This is a genomic window from Hyphomicrobiales bacterium (assembly GCA_002869065.1).
GTDB lineage: Bacteria > Pseudomonadota > Alphaproteobacteria > Rhizobiales > Rhodobiaceae > Rhodobium.
In genome coordinates this window covers 971,797-998,700 of sequence record PKTR01000002.1, presented here as the reverse complement: position 1 = coordinate 998,700, position 26,904 = coordinate 971,797, and the positions used below count along the sequence as shown (strand labels likewise).

Sequence of the window (26,904 nt, the reverse complement as noted above, 5' to 3'; positions counted from 1 at the left end):
TTGAAAACGATCCTCCGGTCGAGCCGGAGGATGACGGAAGTGAGTGGAACCCATTCGGTAGCCGCCGTCATCCCGGGCGACGCGGCAGCGGAGACCCGGGATCCATTGCCCGCTTCAGCGCGGTATGCCGCCGCCGCAGCGCGACAGGACCTGCGCCGCACACAGCACACCTGTTCACAACGCCCGGCGTACCGTTTCGAGAGGAGCATTGGACCCCGGCTCAAGGCCGGGGTGACGGGGAGAGTGTGGGCAGGCGCAGCACCTTCTTTAGGCACAACCGGCCCGTAGGGCCACAAGGCCGACCGGCCGTCGCCCATAAGGGCGCGCCTTCGCAGGCCAGTGAGCGGCAAGCGAACGCTCGGCCGTGAGACAAATAAAACGCCCGGGGTGACGGAGAGTGGTTGGAACTCGTGCTGCGTTCGAACGGCACGACCAAAAACGGCGGGGAATTCCCCGCCGTTTTTGTTTTGGCTCCGAATCGATCCTTACTGCGCGGCAGCCGTATCGTCCGCGTCGCTGGCGAGGAACCCGCCCGACTGGCGCGCCCAGAGGCTGGCATAGAGGCCGCCGCGCTCGATCAGTTCGCCATGCGTACCCTCTTCGACGATGGCGCCCTTGTCCATTACCACCAGCCGATCCATCGCCGCGATGGTCGAGAGACGGTGGGCAATCGCGATCACCGTCTTGCCTTCCATCAACGTGTAGAGGCTCTGCTGGATCGCCGCCTCGACCTCGGAATCGAGCGCCGAGGTGGCTTCATCCAGCACCAGAATCGGTGCGTTCTTCAACAGCACACGGGCAATGGCGATGCGCTGCCGCTGCCCGCCGGAAAGCTTGACGCCACGCTCGCCGACCTGCGCGTCATAGCCCTGCCGGCCCTTGGCATCGACCAGATCCTGGATAAAGTCGTGCGCCTCGGCTTTCTTCGCGGCGGCGATCATCGCGTCCTCGCCGGCGTCCGGCGCACCGTAGAGGATGTTGTCGCGTACCGAGCGGTGCAGCAGCGAGGTATCCTGCGTCACCATGCCGATCGACCGGCGCAGCGAGCCCTGCGTGACCGCCGAGATATCCTGCCCATCGATACGGATCGCCCCGCCTTCCAGATCGTGGAAGCGTAGGAGCAAATTGACCAGTGTCGACTTGCCCGCCCCCGAGCGGCCCACCAGCGCGACCTTTTCACCCGGTTGGACGGTGAGCGTGAGATCCTCGATCACGCCCGACTCCCGCCCGTAGTGGAAGCGCATGTGATCGAACTCGATCCGGCCCTTGGTCGGCAGCAGTGCCTTGGCGCCGCGCTCATCGGCAATCGCGTGCGGCCTGGCAATCGTCTCCATCGCGTCGTGGATGGTGCCGAGATCGCGGAACAGGTTGGAGATCGAAAACATCATCCAGCCGGACATGCTGTTCAAACGCAGCACCAGGCCGAGGGTGAGCGCGACCGCGCCGGCGGTGATGTCACCCGCCTGCCACAACGTGATGCAGAGATAGCCGATGGAGAGGATGAAGACGCCGTTGAGCACTGCAAGAGCGCTGCGGATCGTGGTGATGATGCGGGTCAACCCGCGCATCGCGTCCACCATCCACATCAGCCCGGCGCGGGCGAAATCGTCCTCACGCCCGGCCGTGTCGAACAGCTTCACCGTCAGAATGTTGGTGTAGGCGTCGACGATGCGGCCATTGAAGACCGAGCGCATATCGGCGGCCTTGCGCGCCGCACGGCGGATACGCGGGATCAGATAGGCCGCGATGACGACATAGCCGACCATCCACAGCCCAATCGCCAGCGCCAGCCGCCAATCGAGATCGAAGAAGATCGCCAGGCTCGAAAAGGCAAAGATGACGAAGAACCACAGGCTCTGCATCAGATTGACGAGGAAATCGCCGATCGCCTGCCCCGACTGCATCACCTTGGTGGCGAGCCGGCCGGCGAAGTCGTTCTGGAAATAGGCGTAGGACTGGCCGGCGACGTGCTTGTGCGCCTGCCAGCGCACCAGATTGTAGAAGCTCGGCGCCAGGATCTGCTGTTCGAGAACGCCGCCGGCGATCAGCGCAAAGACCCGCACGACCAGCACGACGAACACCATCCAGCCGAAGCGGGTGGCGTTGTCGTGCCAGATCGTTGCCGGATCGGCGGTGCCAAGCAGGTCGACGACCTCGCCCATGAAGGCAAACAGCAGCAATTCGACCGCAGCGATCAGCGCGCCATTGACGAAGAAGGCGACGAACCACCACTTCGCCTGCCGCGCATAATGCCAGATGAACGCCCCGAGCTGCGACGGCGGCTCGAGGCGATCCGGCTGTTTCAGCGGGTCGATGGCCCGTTCAAAGAACCGCAACACTGTCCGGCTCCGCTCCTTCCGTGTCGTCTTCCTGATCGGCGAGGAACCCGCCCGACTGGCGCGCCCAGAGGCTGGCATAGAGCCCGCCGCGTTCGATCAGTTCGCCATGCGTACCCTCTTCGACGATGGCGCCCTTGTCCATCACCACAAGGCGATCCATCGCTGCGATGGTCGAGAGGCGGTGGGCAATCGCGATCACCGTCTTGCCTTCCATCAGCGTGTACAGGCTCTGCTGGATCGCCGCTTCGACTTCGGAATCGAGCGCCGAGGTGGCTTCATCGAGCACCAGGATCGGCGCGTTCTTCAGCAACACACGGGCGATGGCGATGCGCTGCCGTTGGCCGCCGGAGAGCTTGACGCCACGCTCACCGACCTGCGCGTCGTAGCCGCGTCGGCCCTTGGCATCGACAAGATCCTGAATGAAGTCGTGCGCCTCGGCCTTCTTCGCCGCCGCGATCATCGCCTCCTCGCCGGCATCGGGTGCGCCATAGAGGATGTTGTCACGTACCGAGCGGTGCAGCAGAGAGGTATCCTGCGTCACCATGCCGATAGCCCGGCGCAGCGAGCCCTGCGTGACGGCCGAGATGTCCTGCCCATCGATACGGATCGCCCCGCCTTCCAGATCGTGGAAGCGTAGGAGCAAATTGACCAGTGTCGACTTGCCGGCCCCGGAACGGCCGACGACAGCGATCTTCTCGCCCGGCCGGATCGACAGCGACAGGTCCTCGATGACGCCGCCCGCCTTGCCGTAGTGGAAGCGCATATGATCGAAATCGATACCGCCATCACGCACCGCGAGCGGTTTGGCACCGGCATGATCGACAACGCTCTTCGGCCGCGCCAGCGTCGAGATACCGTCCTCGACGGTGCCGATGTTCTCGAACAGCGCCGAGACCTCCCACATGATCCATTGCGACATGCCGCCGAGCCGCATCGCCATGCCGAGCGCCACCGCGATCGCGCCCGGCCCGATCTGCTCGTTGAGCCACAGCGTGATTCCGGTGGCGGCAATCGCGAACATCAACAGGCTGTTGAGCGTGTGCAGGGCGACGTCGAACCAGGTGACGTAGCGCATCTGGCGATAGACTGTGGTCATGAAGTCGGACATGCCATCGCGCGCATAGGCGACCTCGCGGTCGGTATGCGAGAACAGCTTCACCGTGCCGATATTGGTGTAGGAGTCGACGATACGCCCGGTCATGGTCGACCGCGCGTCGGCCTGCAGTTCCGCGACGGCGCGCAGCCGCGGCACGAAATAGCGCAGCAGGCCGACATAGGCGGCAAGCCAGACAAGTAGCGGAACCGCCAGGATCGGATCGAGCGCGCCGGCCAACACCACCATCGCGCCGAAATAGACGGTGACATAGACCATCACGTCGAGCAGCTTGACGACGGATTCGCGCACCGCAAGCGCCGTCTGCATCACCTTGGTGGCGATACGGCCGGCGAAGTCGTCCTGATAGAAGGACAGGCTCTGGCCGAGCAGATAGCGGTGCGCCCGCCAGCGCACGACCATCGGAAAATTGCCGGCGAGCGACTGGTGCAGCAGCAGCGCGTTGCAGGCGATCGCCAGCGGCAGCAGCACAAGCACGACGACAGCCATGGTGATCAGCGTGCCGGCTTCGTCGGCAAGGAAGGTCGCGCGGTCGGCGGTCGCCAGCCAGTCAACCATCCGGCCGAGGAAACTGAACAGCACGACCTCGATAATCGCGACACTGGCTGCGGTCATCGCCATCACGGCGAGAATCCGCCGGACCGGGCGCGCATAGTGCCAGAGGAAGGCGACCAGCGTCGAGGCGGGTTGCCCGGGTTCCTCGGGCGGGAAGGGATCCATCAGGTTTTCGAACCAGCGAAACATGACATGCTCCAAGCGAACGGCGGTTCACGACCCAGGCCAGTGAAACAGGCAAAACGCGTTCCTCGCCCCGGCCGGAGCGTGCGTTGGAGGTGTGAACCGGAACAAAGGCCCGTATCAGGGCCGGAATACGGATCGGCGGGCGCTAAATCAGCGCCGAATGCCGGAAATGGGGATGCCGAATGCGATTTTGCGAAGAAAATTCGCGGTCAGGCAGCTCGCATGCGTGGGATACGCGGAGAAAAACATCCAAGACGGATTTTCATCGGCTCCCCCTGTGTTGCGGCGCCAAAAATGATCCGGGCCGAGCGCCCGATGCAGGGACCTTATAGCCGAGCCGGCCCGCCGAGGAAAACGGAAACGGGCCACGTTGAAGCGATCGTGAACATCCTGTTGCCACCGCACAACAGGCACGAAGTCCCATCGCGGCTTTCCCAATGGCGCCGCAGCGGCTATCACCGGAGCAAATCCGAGGAGGACACCGCCATGACCGAAATGCCGCCCGAGCTGGAAGACAAGAAGGCCCGCGCCACCGCGTGGTTTGCCGAACTGCGCGATTCGATCTGCTCGGCCTTCGAACAGATCGAGGACGAACTGCCGGCTGACATGCCGTTCGGCGACCGGCCGGCGGGCCGCTTCGAACGCACGCCCTGGGAGCGCACCGACCACAGCGGCGCCAAGGGCGGCGGCGGCGTCATGTCGATGATGAACGGCCGCGTGTTCGAAAAGGTCGGGGTGCATGTCTCGGCGGTGCATGGCGAGTTCTCGCCGGAGTTCCGCTCGCAGATCCCCGGCGCCGATCAGGATCCGCGCTTCTGGGCCTCCGGCATCTCGCTGATCGCCCACATGCAGAACCCGCATGTGCCGGCAGTGCACATGAACACCCGCATGGTGGTGACGACGAAGCAGTGGTTCGGCGGCGGCGCCGACCTGACCCCCGTGCTCGACCGACGACGCACCCAGGAAGATCCCGATACGGTCGCCTTCCATGCCGCCATGCAGGCGGCCTGCGAGGCGCACGCGGTCGCCGACTACCCGAAATACAAGGCCTGGTGTGACGACTATTTCTTCCTCAAGCACCGCAACGAGGCGCGCGGCATCGGCGGCATCTTCTACGACTATCTGCACTCAGGCGACTGGGACGCCGACTTCGCCTTCACCCAGGATGTCGGCCGCGCCTTCCTCGACATCTATCCAAAGCTCGTGCGCGCCAACATGACGACGCCCTGGAACGACGACGACCGCGAGGAGCAGCTCGTCCGTCGCGGCCGTTATGTCGAATACAATCTGCTCTACGACCGGGGCACGATCTTCGGGCTGAAGACCGGCGGCAACGTCGCATCGATCCTGTCGTCTATGCCGCCGATCGTTAAGTGGCCTTGATCGCCCAACGGGCGTGGGTGCTCACACATCCGCCCGTCGAGTGAGCGCGATCAGTGGATCAGCCGGCCCTGGAAGAACTGGCGCTGGGTGAGCCAGTATTTCTTCATCGAGTCGACGCTGCCCTTGTCGCCGCAGGCAGCCTGAGCGCCGTGCAGCACGGCCGCGATCCGGCCATCAAGGAGGGCGATGCCCTCGACCCATTTCTTGTCCTTCATCAGCACGCGCAGCCCGTCCATTTCCTGACGCTGCAGATCCTGCCACAGCCGGCAGCCATAGAATTCCTTCTCGCGGTCGAGCTGGCTCTTGGCGAAGCGAACCTTTGAGGACATCGAGCGCTCGGTTGCCGATGAGCAGGTCGGCGCAAAGCCTTCCAGCGCCCAAAGGCGACCCTCGGTGTTGGCGATCATGCTGAGGAAGTCGTTGGCCTTCTGCAGATCGCGGCCGGCGGCCTCAAGCGTCTTGTCGGCCTCGAGCACGATGTGACAGGCCTCGAGCCCGGTCGCGGCCACCGCATCGACAACCGCCTGCGGCATTTCCGGAACACTCGCGCCCGGGCAGACACTGGCAGCGATCCTGATATGGGCGGCGAGCTGCACCGCGGTACGGGTCTTGTCCGCCAGATTGCCGGCCTCGAGCGCCGCGCTCTCCGCGGCAAGTTCGCCGGTGAGCGCCGCACAGGCCTCCGCCGAACGGGCACCCGGCGTGAAGCCGAGCACGTCTTCCGCCGTCTTGCCTTCGGGAAGCGGCGGCAGATCGGTGAGGATGGTGAGCGCGCTCGCCGGGATGCCCGGCGCGACTTCCTTGTCTTCGGCCTTCTTGTCTCCAGTCTTCGGTGGCGCCACCTTCTTTGCGGCCGTGTCCTTCGGCGGCTGGATGACGCGCAGCGTCTGGCTTTCCGGCGGAGCGATGCCCGGCGCCGGGACAATCACCGGCGCGGCCGCTGCCGTCTGCGGTCCAGTCAGGAGGCCGGCGCGCACCGTGCCGGACGGTCCGTATTCGCCAAGACTTGTGGCGCAGAACTCGGTCAGCGCCACCTTGCCCTTGGCAAGGCTCGCACGAAACGCGCCGCTGCCGCATTCGCCGGAGAAATAGCCCCCCGGTTCGCGCAGGCGAACACCTGCTTCGCCGTCGAGCCGGGCTTCGATGCCCTCGACCAGCTTCGTGTCGGGGCAGTTGTCGGCAACGGTCACGGCGTAGCAAAGGTCGGTGGCCATCGCGGCAATCGCGGCTTCCGGCAGTTTCAGGCCGGAAGGCGCCGCACGGGCGACCACAAGGCCGGCGCGCTGCGTGCCGTTCTCACCGAACAAGCCGAGCGCCGCCGCACAGGCCGCATCCTGTCCCTTTTCATCTTCCAAAGCGTAGTAAGCGTTGTAGCCGGCATTGCAGTCGTCCTTCAGCGCCGAATCCTTGCCGCGAAGCGGCCCGCCCGCCAGATCGGCGAGGCGCTGCTCGGTGTCTTTCGGCATGACGAAGACCTTCTTGCAGCTGGCCTGAGCCGCCACCGCCTGGCAGAAGTCACGGGCGATGGCGCCGGGCTCGTCCGCCTGCGCGCCACCGGTCAGCAACAGGGTCAAAGATCCGGCTGCCAGAACGATACGATGCTTCACGATTTCCTCCCCTCGAGAAACTGCGGCCCGCTTCCGTCCGAAAGCCGCGAGCCGCCATTCGACAAGTGTTTCGTATTTTTCACCATCGGGCATCCCCCGAACGTCCGATGTGACCTGCGACACGAATCGGGCGCCGGGGCCCCATCGGCTTGCCCGCCCGCCATCATAAAATCGGTATTTGATATGCGACATTTTGCCGGACGGCTTTTCGCCCCGCAGGGCCCTAAATCCCGGATGCCTCTCTTTTTTCACGACCAAGGAGCCAACCCGTGAAACAGACCATGCTGCAGGAAAAATACCCGGTCTTCATGCTCGACCTGAAGAAGTCGGAAACCGATTGCGAAACCGTCGACGACGTGGTCGCGGCGCTGAAAGCCCGCGTCGACGCCCATGAAAAGGTTGCCTTCATCGGCGTCTTCGACCACTACGCCCACACAAAATCGCTCGGCGGCGCCATCGCCGAAGAGATCAAGGACGCCAAGAACCTGGTGTTCTGCTTCGGCTTCGCGCTGCCCAACCCGCAGGTGCTTTCGGTGCGCCCGCGCTCGATCGGCATCGCCGACCTCGGCGATCATTTCCTTCTGTCGTTCCTCGAACCGCCGATGGAAATCGCCACCAAGGAAATGGAACTGTGGTGCAAGGAACTGGCGAACAAGGGCTGACGTTCAAGGGGATGCCGCGCTCAACAATGGGCACGGCATCGCCCAAGCCATCTCCCACTCTATCGTTGTCTTGCGATCCAACCCTCAGCGTCATCCTCCGGCTTGACCGGAGGATCGCTATCCGCGCGCACGAAGATTGAGGTTTACCCTCCAACCGTTGGCGTCACCGCAGCCAGACCGCAACACCATTCGTGTTGGTGGCCGATCCTCCGGTCAAGCCGGAGGATGACGGGAGAGAGATGTCAGAGCACCGCGCCAACCCGAACCGCTACCGGCATACCGTTCCGAAATGGGCAATAGACCCCGGATCAAGTCCGGGGTGACGGGGAGTGTGTTTCGCAGAGGCCTTGCCAGCTCTGGCACACCCGGCCCGCAGGGCCGCAAGCGCGACTGCGCGTCGCCCGGTCAGGGCGCCCTCGCGGAGGCTAGCAGGCGAAGCCTGCGCTCAGCCGTGAGCGCGATTCCACCTCCCCCCACCCGATCACGAAAGAAGCGCGAGCAGATACTGGCCGAGGCCGGTTTTCTCCAGCGCTTCGGCCTGGCAACGCAATTCCTCATCGCCGATCCAGCCCTTGCGCCAGGCGATCTCGTCCGGACAGGCGATTTTGAGCCCCTGCCGCTCTTCCAGCGTCGACACGAACATGCCGGCCTGCATCAACGCCTCGTGCGACCCCGTGTCGAGCCAGGCAAAGCCGCGCCCGAGCAGTTCGACCCGCAGCTCACCGCGCGCCAGATAGGCGCGGTTGACGTCAGTGATCTCCAGCTCGCCGCGCTTCGACGGTTTTAGCCCGGCAGCGATATCGACCACCGAATTGTCATAGAAATAGAGCCCGGTAACGGCGAAGTTCGATTTCGGCTTTTCCGGCTTTTCCTCGATATCAAGCGCGTTACCGGCCTCGTCGAAGGCAACCACGCCATAGCGGCCCGGATCCTTCACCTGATAGCCGAACACGGTGGCGCCGGACGGGTGCTCAGCAGCGCGCGCCAGCCGGTCGCCGAGACCGTGTCCATAGAAGATGTTGTCGCCGAGGATCAGACAGACCGGGCTGTCGCCGATGAAGCCGCGGCCGAGAATGAAGGCTTCGGCAAGACCGTTCGGCTTTTCCTGAACCGCGTAGGAAAGCGTCAGCCCCCATTGCGAGCCATCGCCGAGCAGGCGCTGGAACGCCGGCGCATCGACCGGCGTGGTGATGATCAGGATTTCGCGAATGCCGCCGAGCATCAGCACGCTCAGCGGATAATAGATCATCGGCTTGTCGTAGACCGGCAGGAGCTGCTTGGAGACCGCCAGCGTCAGCGGATGCAGCCGGGTGCCGCTGCCGCCCGCCAGAATGATGCCCTTGGTGCCGGTCATGTGCGATCCCCGTATTCTTGCGACCCCACCCATGGTTACCCGCGGCAGGCGGCAATATCCAGAGCCTCATGCCAAAGGCCGAGAACGCGCGGCCGGCCCGGCGCTTTCCTTTTTGCGGCGAGTGGGATAGGACCTTTGGCAAATTTGCAGGGTGAGCCCTGCCAAGAGGCGCAATCGTCTGCCGAAGTCCATTCCGGCATACGCAGCGCAAGCGAGATGAGTAGCGCGATGATCCTGTTCCCCGCCATCGACCTGAAAGACGGCCAGTGCGTTCGCCTGAAACTCGGCGACATGGCCGAAGCGACCGTGTTCAACGACGACCCGGCCGCCCAGGCGCGCAGTTTTGAGGAACAGGGCTTCTCCTATCTCCATATGGTCGATCTGAACGGCGCCTTCGAAGGTCGCGCGGTCAACGCATCTGCCGTTGAAGCCGTGCTCGGCGCGGTCTCCATGCCCGTGCAGCTCGGCGGCGGCATCCGCGACATGGCCGGCATCGAGACCTGGCTGGAAAAGGGCATCAGCCGCGTCATCCTCGGCACGGTCGCGGTGCGCAATCCCGATCTCGTCAAGGAAGCCTGCAAGGCGCATCCGGGCCGCATCGCGGTTGGCATCGACGCCAAGGGCGGCAAGGTCGCGGTCGAGGGCTGGGCCGAAACCAGCGAGCTGACCGCCATCGATCTCGCAAAGAAATTCGAGGACGCCGGCGTCGCCGCCATCATCTACACCGACATCGACCGCGACGGCGTGTTGACCGGGCTCAATATCGACTCCACCCTGGAGCTCGCCCGTTCAACCTCGATCCCGGTGATCGCCTCGGGCGGTCTTGCCTCGATCGACGATATCAAGCGGCTTGTCGAGCCCGATTGCGCTATTCTGGAAGGCGCCATTTCGGGCCGCGCGCTCTATGACGGCCGGCTCGACCCGGCGGAGGCGCTCTCGGTCATCGCAGCCGCGAAGGAGTAAGGGACATGCTGAAAGCCCGTGTCATTCCCTGCCTCGACGTCAAGGACGGCCGCGTCGTCAAGGGCGTCAATTTCGTCGACCTGATCGACGCCGGCGACCCGGTCGAGGCCGCTAAGGCCTATGACGCGGCAGGCGCTGACGAACTCTGCTTCCTCGACATCACGGCAAGCCACGAAAACCGCGGCACCATTCTCGACGTGGTGCGACGTACGGCGGAGCAATGCTTCATGCCGGTCACCGTCGGCGGCGGCGTGCGTACGCTCGAAGACATCCGCGCGCTGTTGAAGGCCGGCGCCGACAAGGTGTCGATCAACACCGCCGCCGTGTTCGACCGCGACTTCGTGCGCCGTGCGGCGGAGAAATTCGGCAATAAGTGCATCGTCGTCGCCATCGACGCCAAGCGCGTGTCTGAAGAGGGCGAGCCGGACCGTTGGGAGATCTTCACCCATGGCGGCCGCAAACCGACCGGCATCGACGCGGTGGAATACGCGCGCGAGGTGGTGGCGCTCGGCGCCGGCGAGATCCTGCTGACCTCGATGGACCGCGACGGCACCAAGATCGGCTTCGACCTGACGCTGACGCGCACCATTGCCGATGCGGTCGACGTGCCGGTGATCGCATCTGGCGGTGTCGGCGATCTCGACCATCTGGTGGAAGGCGTTCGCGACGGCCACGCCACCGCGGTGCTCGCCGCCTCGATCTTCCACTTCGGCACCTATTCGATCCACGAGGCCAAGGAACACATGGCCGAAAAGGGCATCGCGGTTCGCCTCGACGGCTGATGCCGGCGACCCGCACCGCCCGCCGGGGACTACGCCTGATGACCAAATTCACGCTCGACGATCTCGCCGCTATCATCGCCACGCGGGCGCGCTCCGACGATGCCAAGTCCTACACCCGCTCGCTGGTGCAAAAGGGCGTCGGCAAATGCGCCAAGAAACTCGGCGAGGAAGCCGTCGAAGCGGCGATTGCCGCGGTCGAGGGCGACCGCAAGGGCCTGACAGCGGAAGCCGCCGACGTGCTCTACCATCTGCTCGTCGTGCTGGAAGCAGCGGATGTCCCGCTCGACGATGTGATGGCGGAACTGGCCGGGCGCACCGGGCAGACCGGGCTTGAGGAAAAGGCCTCGCGGCCGGCGGAGTGACGACAGCATCATGACCGAAACCTCCCGCCGCACGAAGCGCGAGACGCCGAGCCGAACGGATAACGCCGCCGCGACGTCGACGCGCAGTGACGACGACATCGACGACACCGGCGGCGAAAGCGTAGAGGACGCGCTGTCGCCCTATCGGGAGTTCTCCAAGCAGGAATGGGCCCGGCTTCGCGCCGACACGCCGATGACGCTCGCCCGCGACGAGGTCAAGCGGCTGCGAAGCATCAACGATCCGGTCGAGATGGACGAGGTGGAGATGATCTACCTGCCGCTGTCGCGACTGTTGTCCTTCTACGTCGAGGCGCGGCTGAAGCTGCACGAGGCGACCAAACGCTTCCTCGGCACCAATGACGGCAAGATGCCCTACATCATCGGCGTCGCCGGATCGGTCGCGGTCGGCAAGTCGACCACGGCGCGGCTGCTGAAGGCGCTGCTGGCGCGCTGGCCGGCCAGCCCGAAGGTCGACCTGATCACCACCGACGGTTTTCTCTATCCCAACAAGCGGCTCGAGTGGGAAGGGCTGATGCGGCGCAAAGGCTTTCCCGAAAGCTACGACGTCGGCACGCTGTTGCGCTTCCTCACCGATTTGAAGGCCGGCAAGCGCGCGGTGAAGGCGCCGATCTACTCGCACCTGCACTACGACATCATGCCGGACCAGTATGTCACCATCGACCAGCCCGACATCCTGATCCTCGAAGGTCTCAACATCCTGCAGACGCGCTATCTGCCGAAGGATGGCAAGGCGATCCCCTTCGTGTCGGATTTCCTCGACTTCTCGATCTATATCGACGCCGAGGTGGAGATCCTCGAGCGCTGGTATGTGGAACGCTTCACCCGGCTGCGCGAAACCGCGTTCAAGGACCCGGGCTCCTATTTCCACAAATACACCCAGTTGACCGACGACGAGGCGCTCGCCAAGGCGAAGTCGCTGTGGAGCGAGATCAACCTGGTCAACCTGCAGCGCAACATCCTGCCGACCCGTCCGCGCGCCGACCTGATCCTGCGCAAAGGCTCGAACCACGCCATCGAGACGGTTGCGCTGCGAAAATTGTAGCAGCGAGCGGCAGCCGGGTTCCGCCGCCGCCGGTCTGTTGAACCCTACTCTCCGCCCTGCCCGGAAAGCGCGGCTTCCCAGCCCAGAATCGCGCGCTTGCGCGTCATGCCCCAGTGATAGCCGGTTACGGCCCCGGACTTGCCGAGAACGCGATGACAGGGGACGACGAAGGAGATCGGGTTGCGGCCGACCGCGGTACCGACGGCACGCGCGGCCTTGGCCGAGCAGACCCGTTCGGCGATGTCGGAATAGGTCGTCGCGGCACCGAGTGGGATGCGCAGCAGCGTCTCCCAGACGCGGATCTCGAAATCGGTGCCGATCATGACGACGCGCAACGGCGTTTGTGCCGACCAGCGGCCGGGATCGAAGATGCGTGCGGCAAGCGGACCGGTGACTGCCCGATCCTCGACGAACTCCGCCGCCGGCCAGCGCCAGGCCATATCCTCGAACGCCGCCCGTTCCTCGCCCGCATCGCAGAAGGCCAGACCGCACAGCCCGTGGTCTGTGGTCATGACAAGCGCCGTGCCAAAGGGTGAGGGCTCGAAGCCCCAGCGGATGGTCAGCCCGCCACCGCGCGCCTTGTAGGCGCCGGGCGTCATCGCCTCGTGAGTGATGAAGAGATCGTGCAGCCGCGCCGGACCCGACAGGCCAACCTCATAGGTGGTGTCGAGCACGCTCGCCGACTGCCGCAGAAGCTCGCGCGCATGGTCGAGCGTGATCGCCTGCAGGAAGGCCTTCGGCGACAGACCGCACCAGCGGGTGAACACCTTCTGGAAGTGCGCCGGGGACAGGCCGACATGGCCGGCGATCGCCTCGAGCCCCGGCTGATCGCGGCGATGCTCGGTGATGAACTCGATCGCATCGCGCACGATCCGGTAATCGCCCTCGGCACCGTCCGTGGTATCGACCGAGAGAATGAGGCGGCTCTCGCTCGGCAGGCTCGCAATGTTCAGCTTGTCGCTCTGGCCCGGCTGCATGGTCTTCGTTCCGTCTGTTGGTCATCCGTCAAGCGAACGCATCAGCGCTCGCCTGATCTTCACTGGTCTAGCGGGACGAAGGCGCACAGTGCCACCCGTTTCTTGCGGCGGGAAGCCCGATCCGCTGATGAGCTCAGGCGGTGGGAACAGGCAGCGGCGAACGGGCGCGCATGAGCGCATCGGCGAAGGCGCGGGCAAAGCTCTCGCGGTCCTTCGGATTGAGGAAAGTGCCGATGTCGAGCTTTTCGCCCTGACCGGTCAGCGCGACATGCACGCAGCCCTCGTCCTCGATGCGGTGCACCGCAAGCCGGACCCAGTGCGGATTGAAGCGGAATTCATGCGCCCGGCCGCCCGGCGAGACCTTGCGGACAATCACCATATGCTGCGAGACGCCGACCTCTTCATAGGCACGACCGCTGCGATAGCTCATGCGGAAGGCGAACCAGACGAGCAGCACGTCGAGGCCGAGAAATCCGACCACCGGCCAGGCGCCGACCGCCCAGAACAGCACACCCGCATAGAAGCAGAGCCCGCCGGTTACCATCATCAGAATGAGGAAACCGCGCGGCCCAAGCGAACGGTGCGGCGTCAGCAACGCCGAAAAGATCACGTCGTTCGAACCGGAATCCGGATTGCGGGAGCTCATGGCGACTGAGTATAGAGGGTCCATGACCGAAGCAAAGACGCAACTGCAAACGAAACGCATCAAAAAGTCTGCCAACCCCGCCAAGGGCAGCAAGACGGCGAAACCGGCTGCCAAACGCTCGGCGAAGCGCAAGCGCGCGCCAAAATGCGCCTACACGCCGGACGAGGTGCGGGCGATCTTCGCCCGGCTCGCGGCACAGAACCCCGAGCCGGAAAGCGAGCTGGAGCACACCAACCCCTACACACTGCTTGTCGCGGTGGCACTGTCGGCGCAGGCGACCGATGTCGGCGTCAACAAGGCGACGAAGGACCTGTTCACCATCGCCGACACGCCGGAAAAGATGGTCGCGCTCGGAGAGGACACTGTGCGCGAGCACATCAAGACGATCGGCCTCTTCCGCAACAAGGCGAAGAACGTCATCGCCCTGTCAAAGCAGCTCATCGCCGACCATGGCGGCGAGGTGCCGCGCGACCGCGAGGCGCTCGAAAAGCTGCCCGGCGTTGGCCGCAAGACCGCAAATGTCGTGCTGAACGTCGCTTTCGGCGAACCGACCATGGCGGTCGACACACATATTTTTCGCATTGGCAACCGCACCGGTCTGGCACCGGGCAAGACGCCGCTCGACGTCGAGCTGATGCTGGAAAAGGTCATTCCGGCGGAGTTCATGCTGCACGCCCATCACTGGCTGATCCTGCATGGCCGCTATGTCTGCAAGGCGCGCAAGCCGATGTGCGCCAATTGCATCATCCGCGATCTGTGCAAATCCCCGGAAAATACGTCGGGCGAAGGACCGGCTGCATAAAGCCTCGATCTGCCTCCGCCCGGCCATCGCTGAAAACACCCGGATCATTCCCTTGACCCGCACGGGCCCGCGCGCCCACTCTCGCCGCACGAAACAAACACTGCGGAGAGAGTGCGATGCCGCAAAGCTATGACGCCATCATCATCGGGGCCGGCGTGATCGGCGCTGCCATCGCGCTCGAACTGTCGAAGGCCGGCTACCGCACCCTCTCGCTCGACAAGAACCCGGCCGCCGGCTACGGCTCGACCAGCAGCTCCTGCGCCATCATCCGTGTGCACTATTCGACGCTCGAAGGCACAGCCTTCGCCTATGAGGCCTACCACCACTGGCGCGACTGGCCGGCCTATATCGGCAACGCCGACGAGCGTGGCCCGGTCGAATACCGCGAGACCGGCTGCCTCGTCATGCGCACCGAGCACAACGGCTTTCTCGAGCGCAACATCGCGATCTGCAGCGAACTCGGCATTCCACACGAGGTCTGGGACGGCGCGCGGATCCGCCAGCGCCTGCCGATCTATGATCTGACGAGTTACTGGCCGCCGAAGCGGATAAACGACGAAGGTTTTGGCGAACCGGGCAGCGGCGAGGTCGAAAGCGGGCTCTATTTCCCGACCGCCGGCTATGTCGTCGACCCGCAGCTCGCCACCCACAACTTCCAGCGCGCGGCGGAAGCGAACGGCGCCACCTTCCTGTTCGGCCGCACGGTCGCGGAAATCCTGCAGGAAAATGGCCGCGTTTCCGGCGTTCGCCTCGACAATGGCGAGGACATCGCCGCCCCGATCGTCGTCAACGCGGCCGGCCCCCACTCCTTCCGCATCAACACCATGGCCGGCGTGCTCGACGACATGACCATCGCCACAAGGCCGCTGCGCCAGGAGGTGGTCCACCTGCCGGGCCCGGCGGACTTCGATTTCTATGAAAACGCGCCGGTGATCTCGGACGCCGATATCGCCTGCTACTGCCGCCCGGACAATGGCAACCACATCCTCGTCGGCACGGAAGAGCCCGATTGCGATCCGCTCGAATGGGTCGACGATCCAGACGCGCTCACACGCGACTTCACCGAGCAATGGACCCACCAGGCCTGGCGCTACGGCCAGCGCGTCCCCTCGCTCGGCATCCCCGGTCAGGCACAGGGCGTCGTCGATCTCTACGACGTGTCGACTGACTGGATCCCGGTCTACGACAAGTCCTCCCTGCCCGGCTTCTATATGGCGGTCGGTACCAGCGGCAATCAGTTCAAGAATGCGCCGGTCGCAGGCCGGATGATGGCTGAGTTGATCGCCTATTGCGAAGCCGGCAACGACCACGACGCCGAACCCATGCGGTTCGAACTGCCGATCATCGGCCGCACCATCGATGCGGGCTTTTATTCGCGCCGCCGCCCGGTCAACGCCGACAGCAGCTTCTCCGTGCTCGGCTGATCGCGAAGCGAATTGGCATCGACCGCCCTTGGAGACGGCCGCGCGGCCGCTTCAGAACGGCAAGTGCCTGAGTGAGAACGACAAAACGTCGCAACACGACACGAAAGTCGCAGGATTTCTGCCGCAAGTACGCCCAAACTTCCTCAGCGGCACCATTCAAAAGGCGCGGCAGGCCATCGCGACAACCTCAGATTACGCATCGTTAAGCTTACCTAAACCATGAGAAATCATAGTCATTTTCCAAGGAAATGAATCTTATGGGGGTTGCTTTGAAAGCTATCAGCCCGACCCGCAACGAGGTCTTTTTCGAGAAGAACGAACTGATCGTCTCGAAAACGGATCTGAAGGGGCGCATCACCTACGCCAACGACGTGTTCCTGCGCGTTGCCGGTTTTACCGCACAGGAAATCCTCGGCCAGCCGCACAGCATCATCCGCCATCCGGATATGCCGCGCGCCGTGTTCAAGCTTTTGTGGGACGCGCTGGAGAAGCGCAACGAGGTCTTCGCCTACGTCAAGAACATGTCGAAGAACGGCGATTTCTACTGGGTTTTCGCCCATGTCACCCCCTCGCTCGACCGCAATCGCAATGTGGTCGGCTATCACTCCAACCGTCGGGTCCCGCGCCACGATCTCATCGCCGACGTGATCGAACCGTTCTACGCCACACTGTTGCGCGAAGAGCAGGCCGAAAAGAACCGCAAGGCCGGCCTCGCCCGCTCGACCGACATTCTCAATCAGACCATTCGCTCAAAAGCTCGCACCTATGACGAATTCATCTTCTCTCTCTAAGGCCATATTCGCGGGCACCGCCGCGTTCGTTCTGTCGCTCGTAAGCATCGCCGCCGCCTTGCTTGGCTGGCCGCTGGTCGCCGTCGGCTGCTCCGCTGCCGCCGCCTTGGCCGGCGCGGCAACGATCCTGTTCGTGCGCGCCGCGCGCCGCTCCATCGACGAAGCCATCGCGCTGTGCCGCGACATCAGCCGCGGCGACTTCGAAAGCCGCATCGTCGTCGTCACCGCCGGCGGCAAACTCGGCATTCTCCATCATGTGCTCAACGAGATGGTCGACCGTATCGACGCCTATGTGCGCGAAACGACGGCCGCCATGAGCGCGGTGCGCAATCACAAATATTTCCGCCACATCCTGCCCGACGGACTCGACGGCGGCTTCCTCGCCGGCGCCGAGGTCATCAATGAGGCGATGACCGTGCTGAGTGGCCGGATCGGCGACGTCAACGCCTCGACCACGCACTTCGAAGAGGCCATCGACGAGGTGGTGAACTCGATGAGCATCCAGGTCGACCGCATGAAGGACCTGTCGGCTTCGGCCGAGTCGGTCGCCCGCGAGACCAACGGCAAGGCAACCGCCGTCGCAGCCGCTGCCGAGGAAGCGACCACGAACCTTCAGATCGTCGCGGAGTCGGCTGCCGGTCTGGCGAATTCCTCCGGCGCCATCCAGTCCAAGGTCGGCGAATCCGCTGACATCGCCCGGCGCGCTGTCGACCACGTCCATTCCGCCGACCGCATCATCCGCGGCCTCGACGAGGCGACCGGCCGCATCGGCGAGGTGCTCGAGATCATCAACGCGATCGCCGAACAGACCAATTTGCTCGCACTCAACGCAACCATCGAGGCCGCCCGCGCCGGCGAGGCAGGCAAGGGTTTCGCGGTGGTGGCATCGGAAGTGAAGGCATTGGCCGGGCAGACCGCCAAGGCCACCGGCGAGATATCGACCCATATCGGCAATGTCCAGTCGGCCACCCGCCAGACGGTCGAAGCCATGGAAACCATCGGCGACACGATCGAAGCCATCGGTTCGCTGACGGCGGAAGTCGTCGACACGATTTCGCAACAGGGCCTCGCCACCGAGGAAATCGCCAACAATGTGGAGCAGGCCTTCGCTGGCGCCAGCGAGGTCACCGAGAACATCCATGGCGTGACGGCCCATTCCGAGGAAACCCGCTCCATTGCCGGCGATGTGCTGCACACCTCCTCGAAGCTCGCCGAACAGGCACATCTCTTGACCGACGAGGTCAGACGCTACCTGCTCGCCCTGCGCCACGGCCCGCTCGACCGAAGGCTCGGCGAAGACCCGACCTATGCCGGGCCCGACCGGCGCGACGACGAGGACGACCCGATGGCAGCGCCCGGCGACAACCCCCGGCAGGCGGCCTGAGACCGGCGCCCGCATGGCGCCTCGATCCAATGATCCGAAACAGGCCCGGCTGCGCCCCGCGTAGCCGGGTTTTTATCGTTTCGAACGACCCTGATCGAAACGGCATATTCCCCATCCGGCAGCCACCTGCCTCGTTCCGATTCATCGTGATTAATTTTTATGCATCAGCAAATCAATGCATATTATTTATGCATTAATTGACCGCTAACTGTTTCAGTTCGGCGGCGCAGCAAAGATAAGTCTTTGTTTTTCCCCACATTCCCGAGTCTGGCACGGCGCTTGAAAGTACTTCTGCGATCGCAATCGGCGTCGCGGCAAGTCCGCACGGCCGATGTCATCAAAGACCAAGCCCGGCCGGAACAGATGGCGGGCACCAACCAACGGGAGCCGAGTGATGAAAATCGTAATGGCGATCATCAAGCCATTCAAACTCGATGAGGTGCGCAACGCGCTTACCGGCATCGGTGTCGAAGGGCTGACCGTCACCGAGGTCAAGGGTTACGGCCGTCAAAAGGGCCATACCGAGATCTACCGCGGTGCGGAATACGCAGTCAGCTTCCTGCCGAAGCTGAAAATCGAAGTGGCCGTGCCGGCCGATCGCGCCGACCAGGTCGTCGAAGTGATCGCAGGCGCCGCCAAGACCGGCCAGATCGGTGACGGCAAGATCTTCGTGTTCGGTATCGACAAGGCCGTGCGTATCCGCACCGGCGAAGCCGACGCCGACGCCCTGTAAAGCGTTCCATTCAGTCGAGGAGATCCTCATGAAAAGACTTTCCCTTCTCTCAGCGGCGCTGCCCCTGGCCGGGCTCGCCCTCGCCGTCGTGGACCCTGCGCTCGCTCAGGATGCCACCGCCGCCGCGACCGAAGCCGCCGAGCCGGCAAAGACCGGAACGCTTTCCGCTGAAAGCCAGTACGTCTTCAACACCATGCTGTTCCTCGTGGGCGGCTTCCTGGTGATGTGGATGGCCGCGGGCTTCGCCATGCTCGAAGCCGGCCTCGTCCGCACCAAGAACGTGTCGATGCAGCTCCTCAAGAACATCGGCCTCTATGCCGTTGCCGGTATCATGTACTGGCTGATCGGCTACGCGCTGATGTACACCAACGTCGGCGACAACGGCGGCTGGTTCGGCACCCCTGGCCCCTACAGCTGGCCGGATGCCGGCGCCGGCAACATCGGCGATGGCTCGTACTCGGTCCCGTCCGACTGGTTCTTCCAGATGGTGTTCTGCGCCACCACCGCCTCGATCGTCTCCGGCACCCTCGCCTAGCGCATCAAGCTGTGGCCCTTCATGGTCTTCACCGTTCTGCTGACCGGCATCATCTACCCGCTCGCCGGTTCGTGGAAATGGGGTGCTGGCTGGCTCGACTCGATGGGCTTCCAGGACTTCGCCGGTTCGACCCTCGTGCACTCCGTCGGCGGCTGGGCCGCTCTCGCCGGTGCTCTCATCCTCGGCGCTCGTAAGGGCAAGTACCTGCCGAACGGCCAGGTCCATCCTTTCCCGGGCTCGAACATGCCGCTCGCCACGCTTGGTACCTTCATCCTGTGGCTCGGCTGGTTCGGCTTCAACGGCGGTTCGCAGCTTGCCTTCGGCACCGCCGCTGACGCGTCCGACGTGTCGCGCATCTTCGCCAACACCAACCTGGCCGCGGCCGGTGGCGTTGTCGTCGCGATGGTTCTCACCCAGCTGATCTACAAGAAGGTCGACCTGACCATGGCGCTCAACGGTGCCCTCGCCGGTCTCGTCGCCATCACGGCGGAACCGCTCACCCCGAGCCCGCTGATGTCGATCATCATCGGTGGCATCGGCGGCGTCATCGTCGTCTTCGCCGTGCCGCTCCTCGACAAGCTGAAGATCGACGACGTCGTCGGCGCCATCCCGGTCCACCTGATGGCCGGCATCTGGGGCACGATGGCTGTGCCGATCACCAACAGCGGCGCCAGCTTCGTCACCCAGGCCATCGGTGTCGCCGCCTACGCTGTCTTCACCTTCATCGTCAGCCTGGTCATCTGGGTTGTCCTCAAGGGCGTCGTCGGTATCCGCGTCTCCGAAGAGGAAGAAGCCATGGGTCTCGACAAGGCCGAGATCGGCATCGAAGCCTACACGGAATTCGGGCAGGGCAGCCAGCGCCTGTAATTCTCCTCCCGAAGAGCCGTGGGGCCGCGCCTTCAGGCCCCACGGAAAGGCTGAGCCCGGAGCGAAAGCTTCGGGCTCTTTTTTACGCCTTTAGACTAAGCACCGCGCCAAAATGATGTGTGATTAGGCATTTGCTCAAGCCGGGTGCAAAACCACTTCTGTCCAAAAAACCCGCTGTTTTTACGAAACTTTTGATTCAACGCACGATTCCCACCCCGGTGCCATTTGGCACGGAACTTGACAATCTTCTCCCCTGATACCAACGCGAACCGGCAATCTGCCTCTTCAATAGGCAGAACAAGCCGAAAAAAACGGGAGAGGCGCGTTATGAAGACCAACTTGCGGCTTGCAGTTCTTGCCGCGATCGCTCTGGCGGCATCGGCATTTCCGGCCGCCGCCGACGAACTCAACAGCGGCGATACCGCCTGGATGCTGACCTCCACGGCGCTCGTATTGCTGATGACCATTCCGGGCCTCGCCCTGTTCTACGGCGGCATGGTGCGCAAGAAGAACGTGCTGGCCACCGCCATGCAGAGCTTCACCGCGGCCTGTCTGATGACCGTCCTGTGGATGATCATCGGTTACAGCCTCGCCTTCTCCGATGGCGGTGCGCTGAACGCCTATATCGGCGGCTTCTCCAATCTCTTCCTCGCCGGCCTCGGCAAGGATTCGATGACCGGCACCATTCCGGAATCGGTCTTCATGACCTTCCAGATGACCTTCGCCATCATCACCCCCGCCCTCATCACCGGCGCCTTTGCCGACCGCATGAAATTCTCCGCCCTGCTGTGGTTCCTCGGCCTGTGGATGCTGCTGGTCTACGCGCCGGTCTGCCATTGGGTCTGGGGCGGCGGCTTCCTCGGCGGTGACGGCGTCCTCGACTTCGCCGGCGGCACCGTCGTTCACATCAATTCCGGCGTCGCCGGCCTCGTCGCCGCCATCGTACTTGGCAAGCGCAAGGGCTACGGCACCGAGAACATGGCCCCGCACAACCTCGTGCTGAGCCTGATCGGCGCCTCGCTGCTGTGGGTCGGCTGGTTCGGCTTCAACGCCGGCTCGGCCGTTGCTGCCAACGACGCCGCCGGCATGGCCATGGCCGTCACCCAGATCGCCGCTGCCGCCGCTGCCCTGTCCTGGCTGTTCGCCGAGTGGGCGATCCATGGTCGTCCGAGCGTGCTCGGCGCGGTCTCCGGCGCGGTTGCCGGCCTCGTCGCGATCACCCCGGCCGCCGGCTTCGTCGCCCCGATGGGCGCGCTTGCCATTGGCATCATCGCCGGTCTCGGCTGCCTGTGGTCGGTCGCCTGGCTGAAGCGGGTGCTGAAATATGACGATTCGCTCGACGCCTTCGGCGTGCACGGCATGGGCGGCATCATCGGCGCCATCCTCACCGGCGTCTTCGCCTCCGAAGCGATCGGCGGCACGCCCGGCCTGATCGAGGGCAATTTCGCCCAGGTCGGCATTCAGGTCTGGGGCATCCTCGCCACCATGATCTGGACCGCAATCGTCAGCTTCGTGCTGCTGAAGGTCATCGACATGACGATCGGCCTGCGTGTCAGCCGCGAAGTCGAGATCGAAGGCCTCGACATCAACCTGCACGGCGAGGTCGTTCAGTAAGCGATCTCCCGCCAGGGACGACAGACGACAAGCCCGGCCCCTTCCTGGGGGCCGGGTTTTTTCATCGCGACAGTGATGGGAGAAATTGTGGCGTCCAGTCCCGGGGAAGACTGGACGCCGAAGCGCGAAAACGCGCGACGCCGGGAGGGAATTCCGACGTCGAAGGACACCGCTCCGCTGCGAGACGGGGGCTTACAACGAGGCGACTACAGCCCTTCCTGTAAAAAACTTGGTCTCGTGCATCGAAACGTCAAGACGACTCCTAGTGGATTTTACGTATACGGCCGATTTTCTTCCGCCTATGCGCTTTCAAACACCACCAGGAGATCTTTCGCATCGATCTGCATGCCCGGCTGAACGAGAACTTCGGCGATGACGCCATCGCGTTCGGCATGCAGCGCCGTCTCCATTTTCATCGCCTCGATGGACAGCAACACATCGCCGGCCTTGACCGCCTGACCGGCCTTGGCCGCGACCGCGGAGACGACACCGGGCATCGGCGCGCCGACATGGGCTTCATTGTCGGCATCGGCCTTGCGCCGGCTGGCGGCCGCCCCCGCACCATGCGCCCGATCCGGCACCTTGACGCTACGCGGCTGGCCGTTCAGCTCGAAGAAGACCTTCACCTGGCCCTCCTCGTCGGTTTCGCCGATCGCCTGGCAGCGCACCACCAGCGTCTTGCCCCGTTCGAGGTCGACCATGATCTCCTCGCCCGCCGGCAGACCGTAGAAATAGACCGGCGTCGGCAACACCTGAACCGGACCATAGGTCCCGCGCGCCCGCGCGTAGTCGGTGTAGACCTTGGGGTACATCAGATAGGAGGCGAGCTCGTTGTCGCTGACCTCGTCACCTGTCTTGTCGGCGGCCTCCTTACGCACCGCCTCGAGATCCGTCGGCTCCAGCAGGGCGCCCGGCCGCACCGCGATCGGCGCGGTGTTTTTCAGCACCTTTTTCTGCAGCTTCTCCGGCCAACCACCGATCGGCTGACCGAGATCGCCATGCATCAGCTGCACCACGGATTCCGGAAACGCCACCTCTACCTGCGGATCGAGCACCTGCGCCACGTCGAGCCCCTGCGACACCATCATCAGCGCCATGTCACCGACCACTTTCGAGGTCGGCGTCACCTTGACGATGTCGACGAACATCAGATTGACGTCCGCATAGGTCTGCGCGACGTCGTGCCAGCGGCTGTCGAGGCCGATCGAGCGGGCCTGTTCCTTCAGATTGGTGAACTGGCCGCCCGGCATCTCGTGCAGATAGACTTCCGAGGCGCCCGAGCGCAGGTCCGGCTCGAACGCCGTATATTGCGTGCGCACGGCCTCCCAATAGAACGACATCTGCCGGATCGCCGCCGTATCGAGCCCGCTGTCGCGCTCGCTACCCTTCACGGCTTCCACGATCGAGCCGAGGCACGGCTGCGAGGTGAGACCGGAGAGCGAGTCCATCGCCGCATCGACCGCGTCAACGCCGGCATCGATGGCGGCAAGTACGGTCGCCGCCGCGATCCCCGACGTATCATGGGTGTGGAAATGGATCGGCAGGTCGGTTTCCTCGCGCAGCGCCTTGATCAGCACCCGCGCCGCCGCCGGCTTCAGCAGCCCGGCCATGTCCTTCAGGCCGATGATATGCGCGCCGGCCTTTTCAAGCTCACGCGCCAGGCCGACATAATATTTCAGGTCGTATTTGGAGCGTTCCGGATTGAGGATGTCGCCGGTGTAGCAAATCGCGCCTTCGCACAGCTTGCCCGCCTCGCGTACCGCATCCATCGAGACACGCATGTTCTCGACCCAGTTAAGGCAGTCGAACACACGGAACACGTCGACCCCCGCCGACGCGGCACGTTCGACAAAGAAGCGCACGACATTGTCGGGATAATTGGTGTAGCCGACGCCGTTCGAGCCGCGCAAAAGCATCTGCAGCAAGATGTTCGGCGCGCGTTCGCGGATCGCGGCCAGCCGATCCCACGGATCTTCGGTCAGGAAGCGCATGGCGACGTCGAAGGTCGCGCCGCCCCAGCATTCGAGCGAGAAAAGCTGCGGCAGGCCGCGCGCGTAAGCATCCGCCGCACCGACGATATCGTGGCTGCGCATACGGGTCGCCAGCAGCGACTGATGCGCGTCACGCATGGTGGTATCGGTAACGAGGATTCGCTTCTGCTCGCGCATCCAGCGCGCGAACGCTTCCGGACCCTCGGCATCGAGCCGCTGCCGGGTACCGTCGACAATGTCGCCTGGGAACGCAGGCGCAATCGGAACACGCGCATCCGCCGGCGGGCGCGGCCGGTCGCGGGTCTCGGGATGCCCGTTGACGCTCACATCGGCGATATAGGTCAACAGCTTGGTCGCCCGGTCGCGCCGCGTCACCTGTTCAAACAGCGCCGGCGTCTCGTCGATGAAGCGCGTCGTATAGGTGGCCGTGCGGAATTTCTCGTGCGCGATGACGTTCTCGAGGAAGGCGAGGTTGGTCGCGACGCCACGGATGCGGAACTCGCGCAAGGCGCGGTCCATCCGCGTGATCGCTTCGGCGGAAGTCGGCGCCCAGGCGGTGATCTTTTCCAAGAGCGGATCGTAAAAGCGGGTGATCACCGCACCCGAATAGGCCGTGCCGCCATCGAGCCGGATACCGAAACCGGTCGCGCCGCGATAGGCGGTGATGCGGCCATAATCGGGAATGAAATTCTGTTCCGGGTCCTCGGTCGTGATCCGGCACTGCAGCGCGTGGCCGTGCAGTTCGATATCCGCCTGGCTCGGCACACCGGACTCCGCGTCGCCGATTTTGGCGCCGTCCGCGATATGGATCTGCGCCTTGACGATATCTATGCCGGTGACCTCTTCCGTCACCGTGTGCTCGACCTGAACGCGCGGATTGACCTCGATGAAATAGAACGCGCCGGTATCGGAATCCATCAGGAACTCGACCGTTCCGGCACCGGAATAATCCGCGGCCTGCCCGATCTTCAGCGCATATCCGGCCAGTTCCGCCCGCCGCTCGTCATCGAGATACGGCGCCGGCGCCCGCTCCACCACCTTCTGGTGACGCCGCTGCACCGTGCAGTCACGCTCGAACAGATGCACAAGATTGCCATGGGCATCGCCGAGCAGCTGCACCTCGACATGGCGCGCCCGCTCGACCAGCTTTTCGAGATAAACCTCGTCCTTGCCGAAAGCGGCCTTTGCCTCGCGCTTGGCCGCGACGATATCCTTGAGAAGCTGGGCCTCATCGCGGATCACCCGCATGCCGCGGCCGCCGCCGCCCCAGGACGCCTTCAGCATCACCGGGTAGCCGACCTCAAGCGCCTGCCGCTTCACCTCGTCCATGTCGTCGGGCAGCGGATCGGTCGCCGGCATCACCGGCACGCCGGCGGAAATCGCCAGATTGCGCGCCGCGACCTTGTCACCGAGCCGCCGCATCGTATCGGGCGTCGGGCCAATGAAAATAATCCCCGCCGCCGCACAGGCTTCGGCGAATTCCGGGCTCTCGGACAAGAAACCGTAGCCCGGATGGATCGCGTCGACCTCGGCTTCCCGCGCCACGCGGATCATTTCGTCGATCGACAGATACGCCTCGATGGGCCCGAGCCCGCGACCGATCAGATAGGCTTCGTCGGACTTGAACCGATGCAGGGCAAGCTTGTCTTCCTCCGCGTACACCGCGACTGTCTTGAGGCCCAGCTCATTTGCGGCGCGAAACACGCGGATGGCGATCTCCGACCGGTTGGCGACGAGTATCTTCTTGATCGACAAAGGCAAATCCTTTCCTGACAGTAGGCACAGGGATCATCCAACAGGCGCCGGATTCAAGAAGGGTAGCATTTGCTGCGGTGCACACAAGGCCGCCGCCGAAACACCCCGCCTCGAAACCGTGTCCCAAGCGCGAAACGGCGGGGCCTCGCGGGCCGCCGCCGTACCATGTCCATATATTAATACTTTTGAATATATCGGCCAAGCGCAAGCTGACCGCCGCAGATTGCCGCGCCGCAGCCTCGACGATTTGATTTGCCCGGCGCTACATCTCCAGCGTCGGACGACGGAACTCTTCCGGCAGCTCGCGCATGCGATCTTCCAGAACGCCCGGCCTGCATCCCCGGAACTCGCAGGCTTTTTTCAGCGAGTTCTCACTCACCGCAAGCGAGAAAGCCACCACGTTCTCATTGTCGATCTCAGTCGGAAACCCAAGCGGGCGAACCGGGCAGCCGAGCTCGTGGAACCGCGTCATCCACATCGGATCGGCCTGTAGGGTCAAGACGTTGATACCGTTTTCGAGGCAATACTCGAAAACGCCGACGATCAGTTCGCTGCCGACATCGGAAACCGCCGAGCCGTAACGCCACTCGCGCGCGACGCAGTAGCGGGTCCATTCGAAGATATCGGGTCCGGTGGGAATCGTTTCCCGCTCGCACAACCAGGGATACACACTGTCCAACAGATGCGGACGTATAGTGGGAAGCAACCGGCAGTAACCGGCCACACGTTTATTCCTCAAAACGACAAAATGAAGCGCGCTTGGTGTATCAAATTGATCTACCTCCCTTTTATCGGGCTTTTCGAGCGCCATCCATTTGCGCTCATCGACGAAAACCTTGTGCCGAAGGCGGTATGCATCCTCCAGAACGTCCGAATACAGGTGCGCATTGTACGCACTAATAACGTGCACCATAGTAACCATCCCCTTATCCAAGGTGGTGACTATGTTGGGTTTAGGCGGCAAAATCTATAGTTAAAATCCCGTTAACACGGAGAAAAATCCAAAAAAAATCGC

Annotated in this window: 20 protein-coding genes and 1 pseudogene; 13 read left to right on the top strand and 8 right to left on the bottom strand. The window is 63.8% G+C overall.

The genetic code is table 11. The annotated features are described in order from the left end of the window. Positions 1-485: 485 nt before the first annotated feature. A complete protein-coding gene (locus C0606_08340) occupies positions 486-2,417 on the bottom strand; it encodes a multidrug ABC transporter ATP-binding protein (protein PLX38217.1) in 1,932 nt (643 codons plus the stop codon). After that, positions 2,323-4,197, bottom strand: coding sequence for a multidrug ABC transporter ATP-binding protein (locus tag C0606_08335; protein ID PLX38216.1), 1,875 nt, complete (start codon positions 4,195-4,197; stop codon positions 2,323-2,325). Before C0606_08335 ends, C0606_08340 begins: the two co-directional genes overlap by 95 nt. Positions 4,198-4,680: 483 nt before the next feature. On the opposite strand from C0606_08335, the gene C0606_08330 reads away from it, so the two are divergent. Further along, entirely contained in the window at positions 4,681-5,577 is an 897-nt protein-coding gene (locus C0606_08330) for an oxygen-dependent coproporphyrinogen oxidase (GenBank protein ID PLX38215.1), read from the top strand. Between the two features lie 50 nt (positions 5,578-5,627). Here C0606_08330 and C0606_08325 read toward each other — a convergent pair whose 3' ends face one another. Then, a complete protein-coding gene (locus tag C0606_08325; protein PLX38214.1) occupies positions 5,628-7,184 on the bottom strand; it encodes a hypothetical protein in 1,557 nt (518 codons plus the stop codon). 269 nt (positions 7,185-7,453) lie between these two features. Between C0606_08325 and C0606_08320 the strand changes: the two genes are divergently transcribed. Continuing rightward, the gene (locus C0606_08320) at positions 7,454-7,846 is read left to right on the top strand and encodes a hypothetical protein (GenBank protein ID PLX38213.1); all 393 of its coding nucleotides are present in this window, start codon (positions 7,454-7,456) and stop codon (positions 7,844-7,846) included. 481 nt (positions 7,847-8,327) lie between these two features. Here the strand turns inward: C0606_08320 and rfbA are convergent, their stop codons facing one another. Continuing rightward, positions 8,328-9,200, bottom strand: a complete 873-nt coding sequence (gene rfbA, locus C0606_08315; GenBank protein PLX38212.1) for a glucose-1-phosphate thymidylyltransferase — start codon at positions 9,198-9,200, stop codon at positions 8,328-8,330. Between the two features lie 228 nt (positions 9,201-9,428). Here rfbA and C0606_08310 point away from each other — a divergent pair, with 228 nt between their 5' ends. The 4 genes from C0606_08310 to C0606_08295 are packed head-to-tail and all read left to right on the top strand — an operon-like array spanning position 9,429 to position 12,370. Continuing rightward, positions 9,429-10,163 carry a 1-(5-phosphoribosyl)-5-((5-phosphoribosylamino)methylideneamino)imidazole-4-carboxamide isomerase gene (locus tag C0606_08310; GenBank protein ID PLX38761.1) on the top strand — a complete coding sequence of 245 codons (735 nt, stop codon included), beginning with the start codon at positions 9,429-9,431 and terminating at the stop codon, positions 10,161-10,163. 5 nt (positions 10,164-10,168) lie between these two features. Next, positions 10,169-10,945, top strand: a complete 777-nt coding sequence (locus tag C0606_08305) for an imidazole glycerol phosphate synthase subunit HisF (GenBank protein PLX38211.1) — start codon at positions 10,169-10,171, stop codon at positions 10,943-10,945. Between the two features lie 38 nt (positions 10,946-10,983). Then, a complete protein-coding gene (locus tag C0606_08300; GenBank protein ID PLX38760.1) occupies positions 10,984-11,307 on the top strand; it encodes a phosphoribosyl-ATP diphosphatase in 324 nt (107 codons plus the stop codon). Positions 11,308-11,317: 10 nt separating this feature from the next. Beyond that, entirely contained in the window at positions 11,318-12,370 is a 1,053-nt protein-coding gene (locus tag C0606_08295) for a type I pantothenate kinase (protein PLX38210.1), read from the top strand. A 44-nt stretch (positions 12,371-12,414) separates the two neighbouring features. Here the strand turns inward: C0606_08295 and C0606_08290 are convergent, their stop codons facing one another. Next, positions 12,415-13,347, bottom strand: a complete 933-nt coding sequence (locus tag C0606_08290) for a 6-O-methylguanine DNA methyltransferase (protein ID PLX38209.1) — start codon at positions 13,345-13,347, stop codon at positions 12,415-12,417. Positions 13,348-13,480: 133 nt separating this feature from the next. After that, positions 13,481-13,993: a DUF2244 domain-containing protein gene (locus C0606_08285; GenBank protein ID PLX38759.1), complete on the bottom strand. Its 513-nt coding sequence runs from the start codon at positions 13,991-13,993 to the stop codon at positions 13,481-13,483. Between C0606_08285 and nth the strand changes: the two genes are divergently transcribed. The 7 genes and pseudogenes from nth (at position 13,899) to C0606_08250 (ending at position 22,143) form a co-directional block, all read left to right on the top strand. Continuing rightward, entirely contained in the window at positions 13,899-14,795 is an 897-nt protein-coding gene (nth, locus tag C0606_08280) for an endonuclease III (GenBank protein PLX38208.1), read from the top strand. The genes C0606_08285 and nth overlap by 95 nt on opposite strands. Positions 14,796-14,911: 116 nt before the next feature. Further along, positions 14,912-16,219 (top strand): FAD-dependent oxidoreductase, encoded by a 1,308-nt coding sequence (locus C0606_08275; GenBank protein PLX38207.1) that lies wholly within the window; start codon positions 14,912-14,914, stop codon positions 16,217-16,219. A gap of 257 nt (positions 16,220-16,476) precedes the next feature. Beyond that, positions 16,477-17,010 carry a chemotaxis protein gene (locus tag C0606_08270; GenBank protein PLX38206.1) on the top strand — a complete coding sequence of 178 codons (534 nt, stop codon included), beginning with the start codon at positions 16,477-16,479 and terminating at the stop codon, positions 17,008-17,010. Beyond that, complete coding sequence (locus C0606_08265) at positions 16,985-18,394, top strand: methyl-accepting chemotaxis protein (protein ID PLX38205.1); 1,410 nt, start codon at positions 16,985-16,987, stop codon at positions 18,392-18,394. Before C0606_08270 ends, C0606_08265 begins: the two co-directional genes overlap by 26 nt. A gap of 394 nt (positions 18,395-18,788) precedes the next feature. Continuing rightward, positions 18,789-19,127 (top strand): transcriptional regulator, encoded by a 339-nt coding sequence (locus C0606_08260; protein ID PLX38204.1) that lies wholly within the window; start codon positions 18,789-18,791, stop codon positions 19,125-19,127. Between the two features lie 28 nt (positions 19,128-19,155). After that, positions 19,156-20,529, top strand: a pseudogene (locus tag C0606_08255) (ammonium transporter). Between the two features lie 327 nt (positions 20,530-20,856). Continuing rightward, a complete protein-coding gene (locus tag C0606_08250; GenBank protein PLX38203.1) occupies positions 20,857-22,143 on the top strand; it encodes an ammonia channel protein in 1,287 nt (428 codons plus the stop codon). Between the two features lie 299 nt (positions 22,144-22,442). On the opposite strand, the gene pyc is transcribed toward C0606_08250, so the two are convergent. Together pyc and C0606_08240 are read right to left on the bottom strand one after the other, a co-directional pair. Then, entirely contained in the window at positions 22,443-25,889 is a 3,447-nt protein-coding gene (pyc, locus tag C0606_08245) for a pyruvate carboxylase (GenBank protein PLX38202.1), read from the bottom strand. A 262-nt stretch (positions 25,890-26,151) separates the two neighbouring features. Beyond that, entirely contained in the window at positions 26,152-26,853 is a 702-nt protein-coding gene (locus C0606_08240) for an autoinducer synthase (protein PLX38201.1), read from the bottom strand. Positions 26,854-26,904 lie beyond the last annotated feature (51 nt).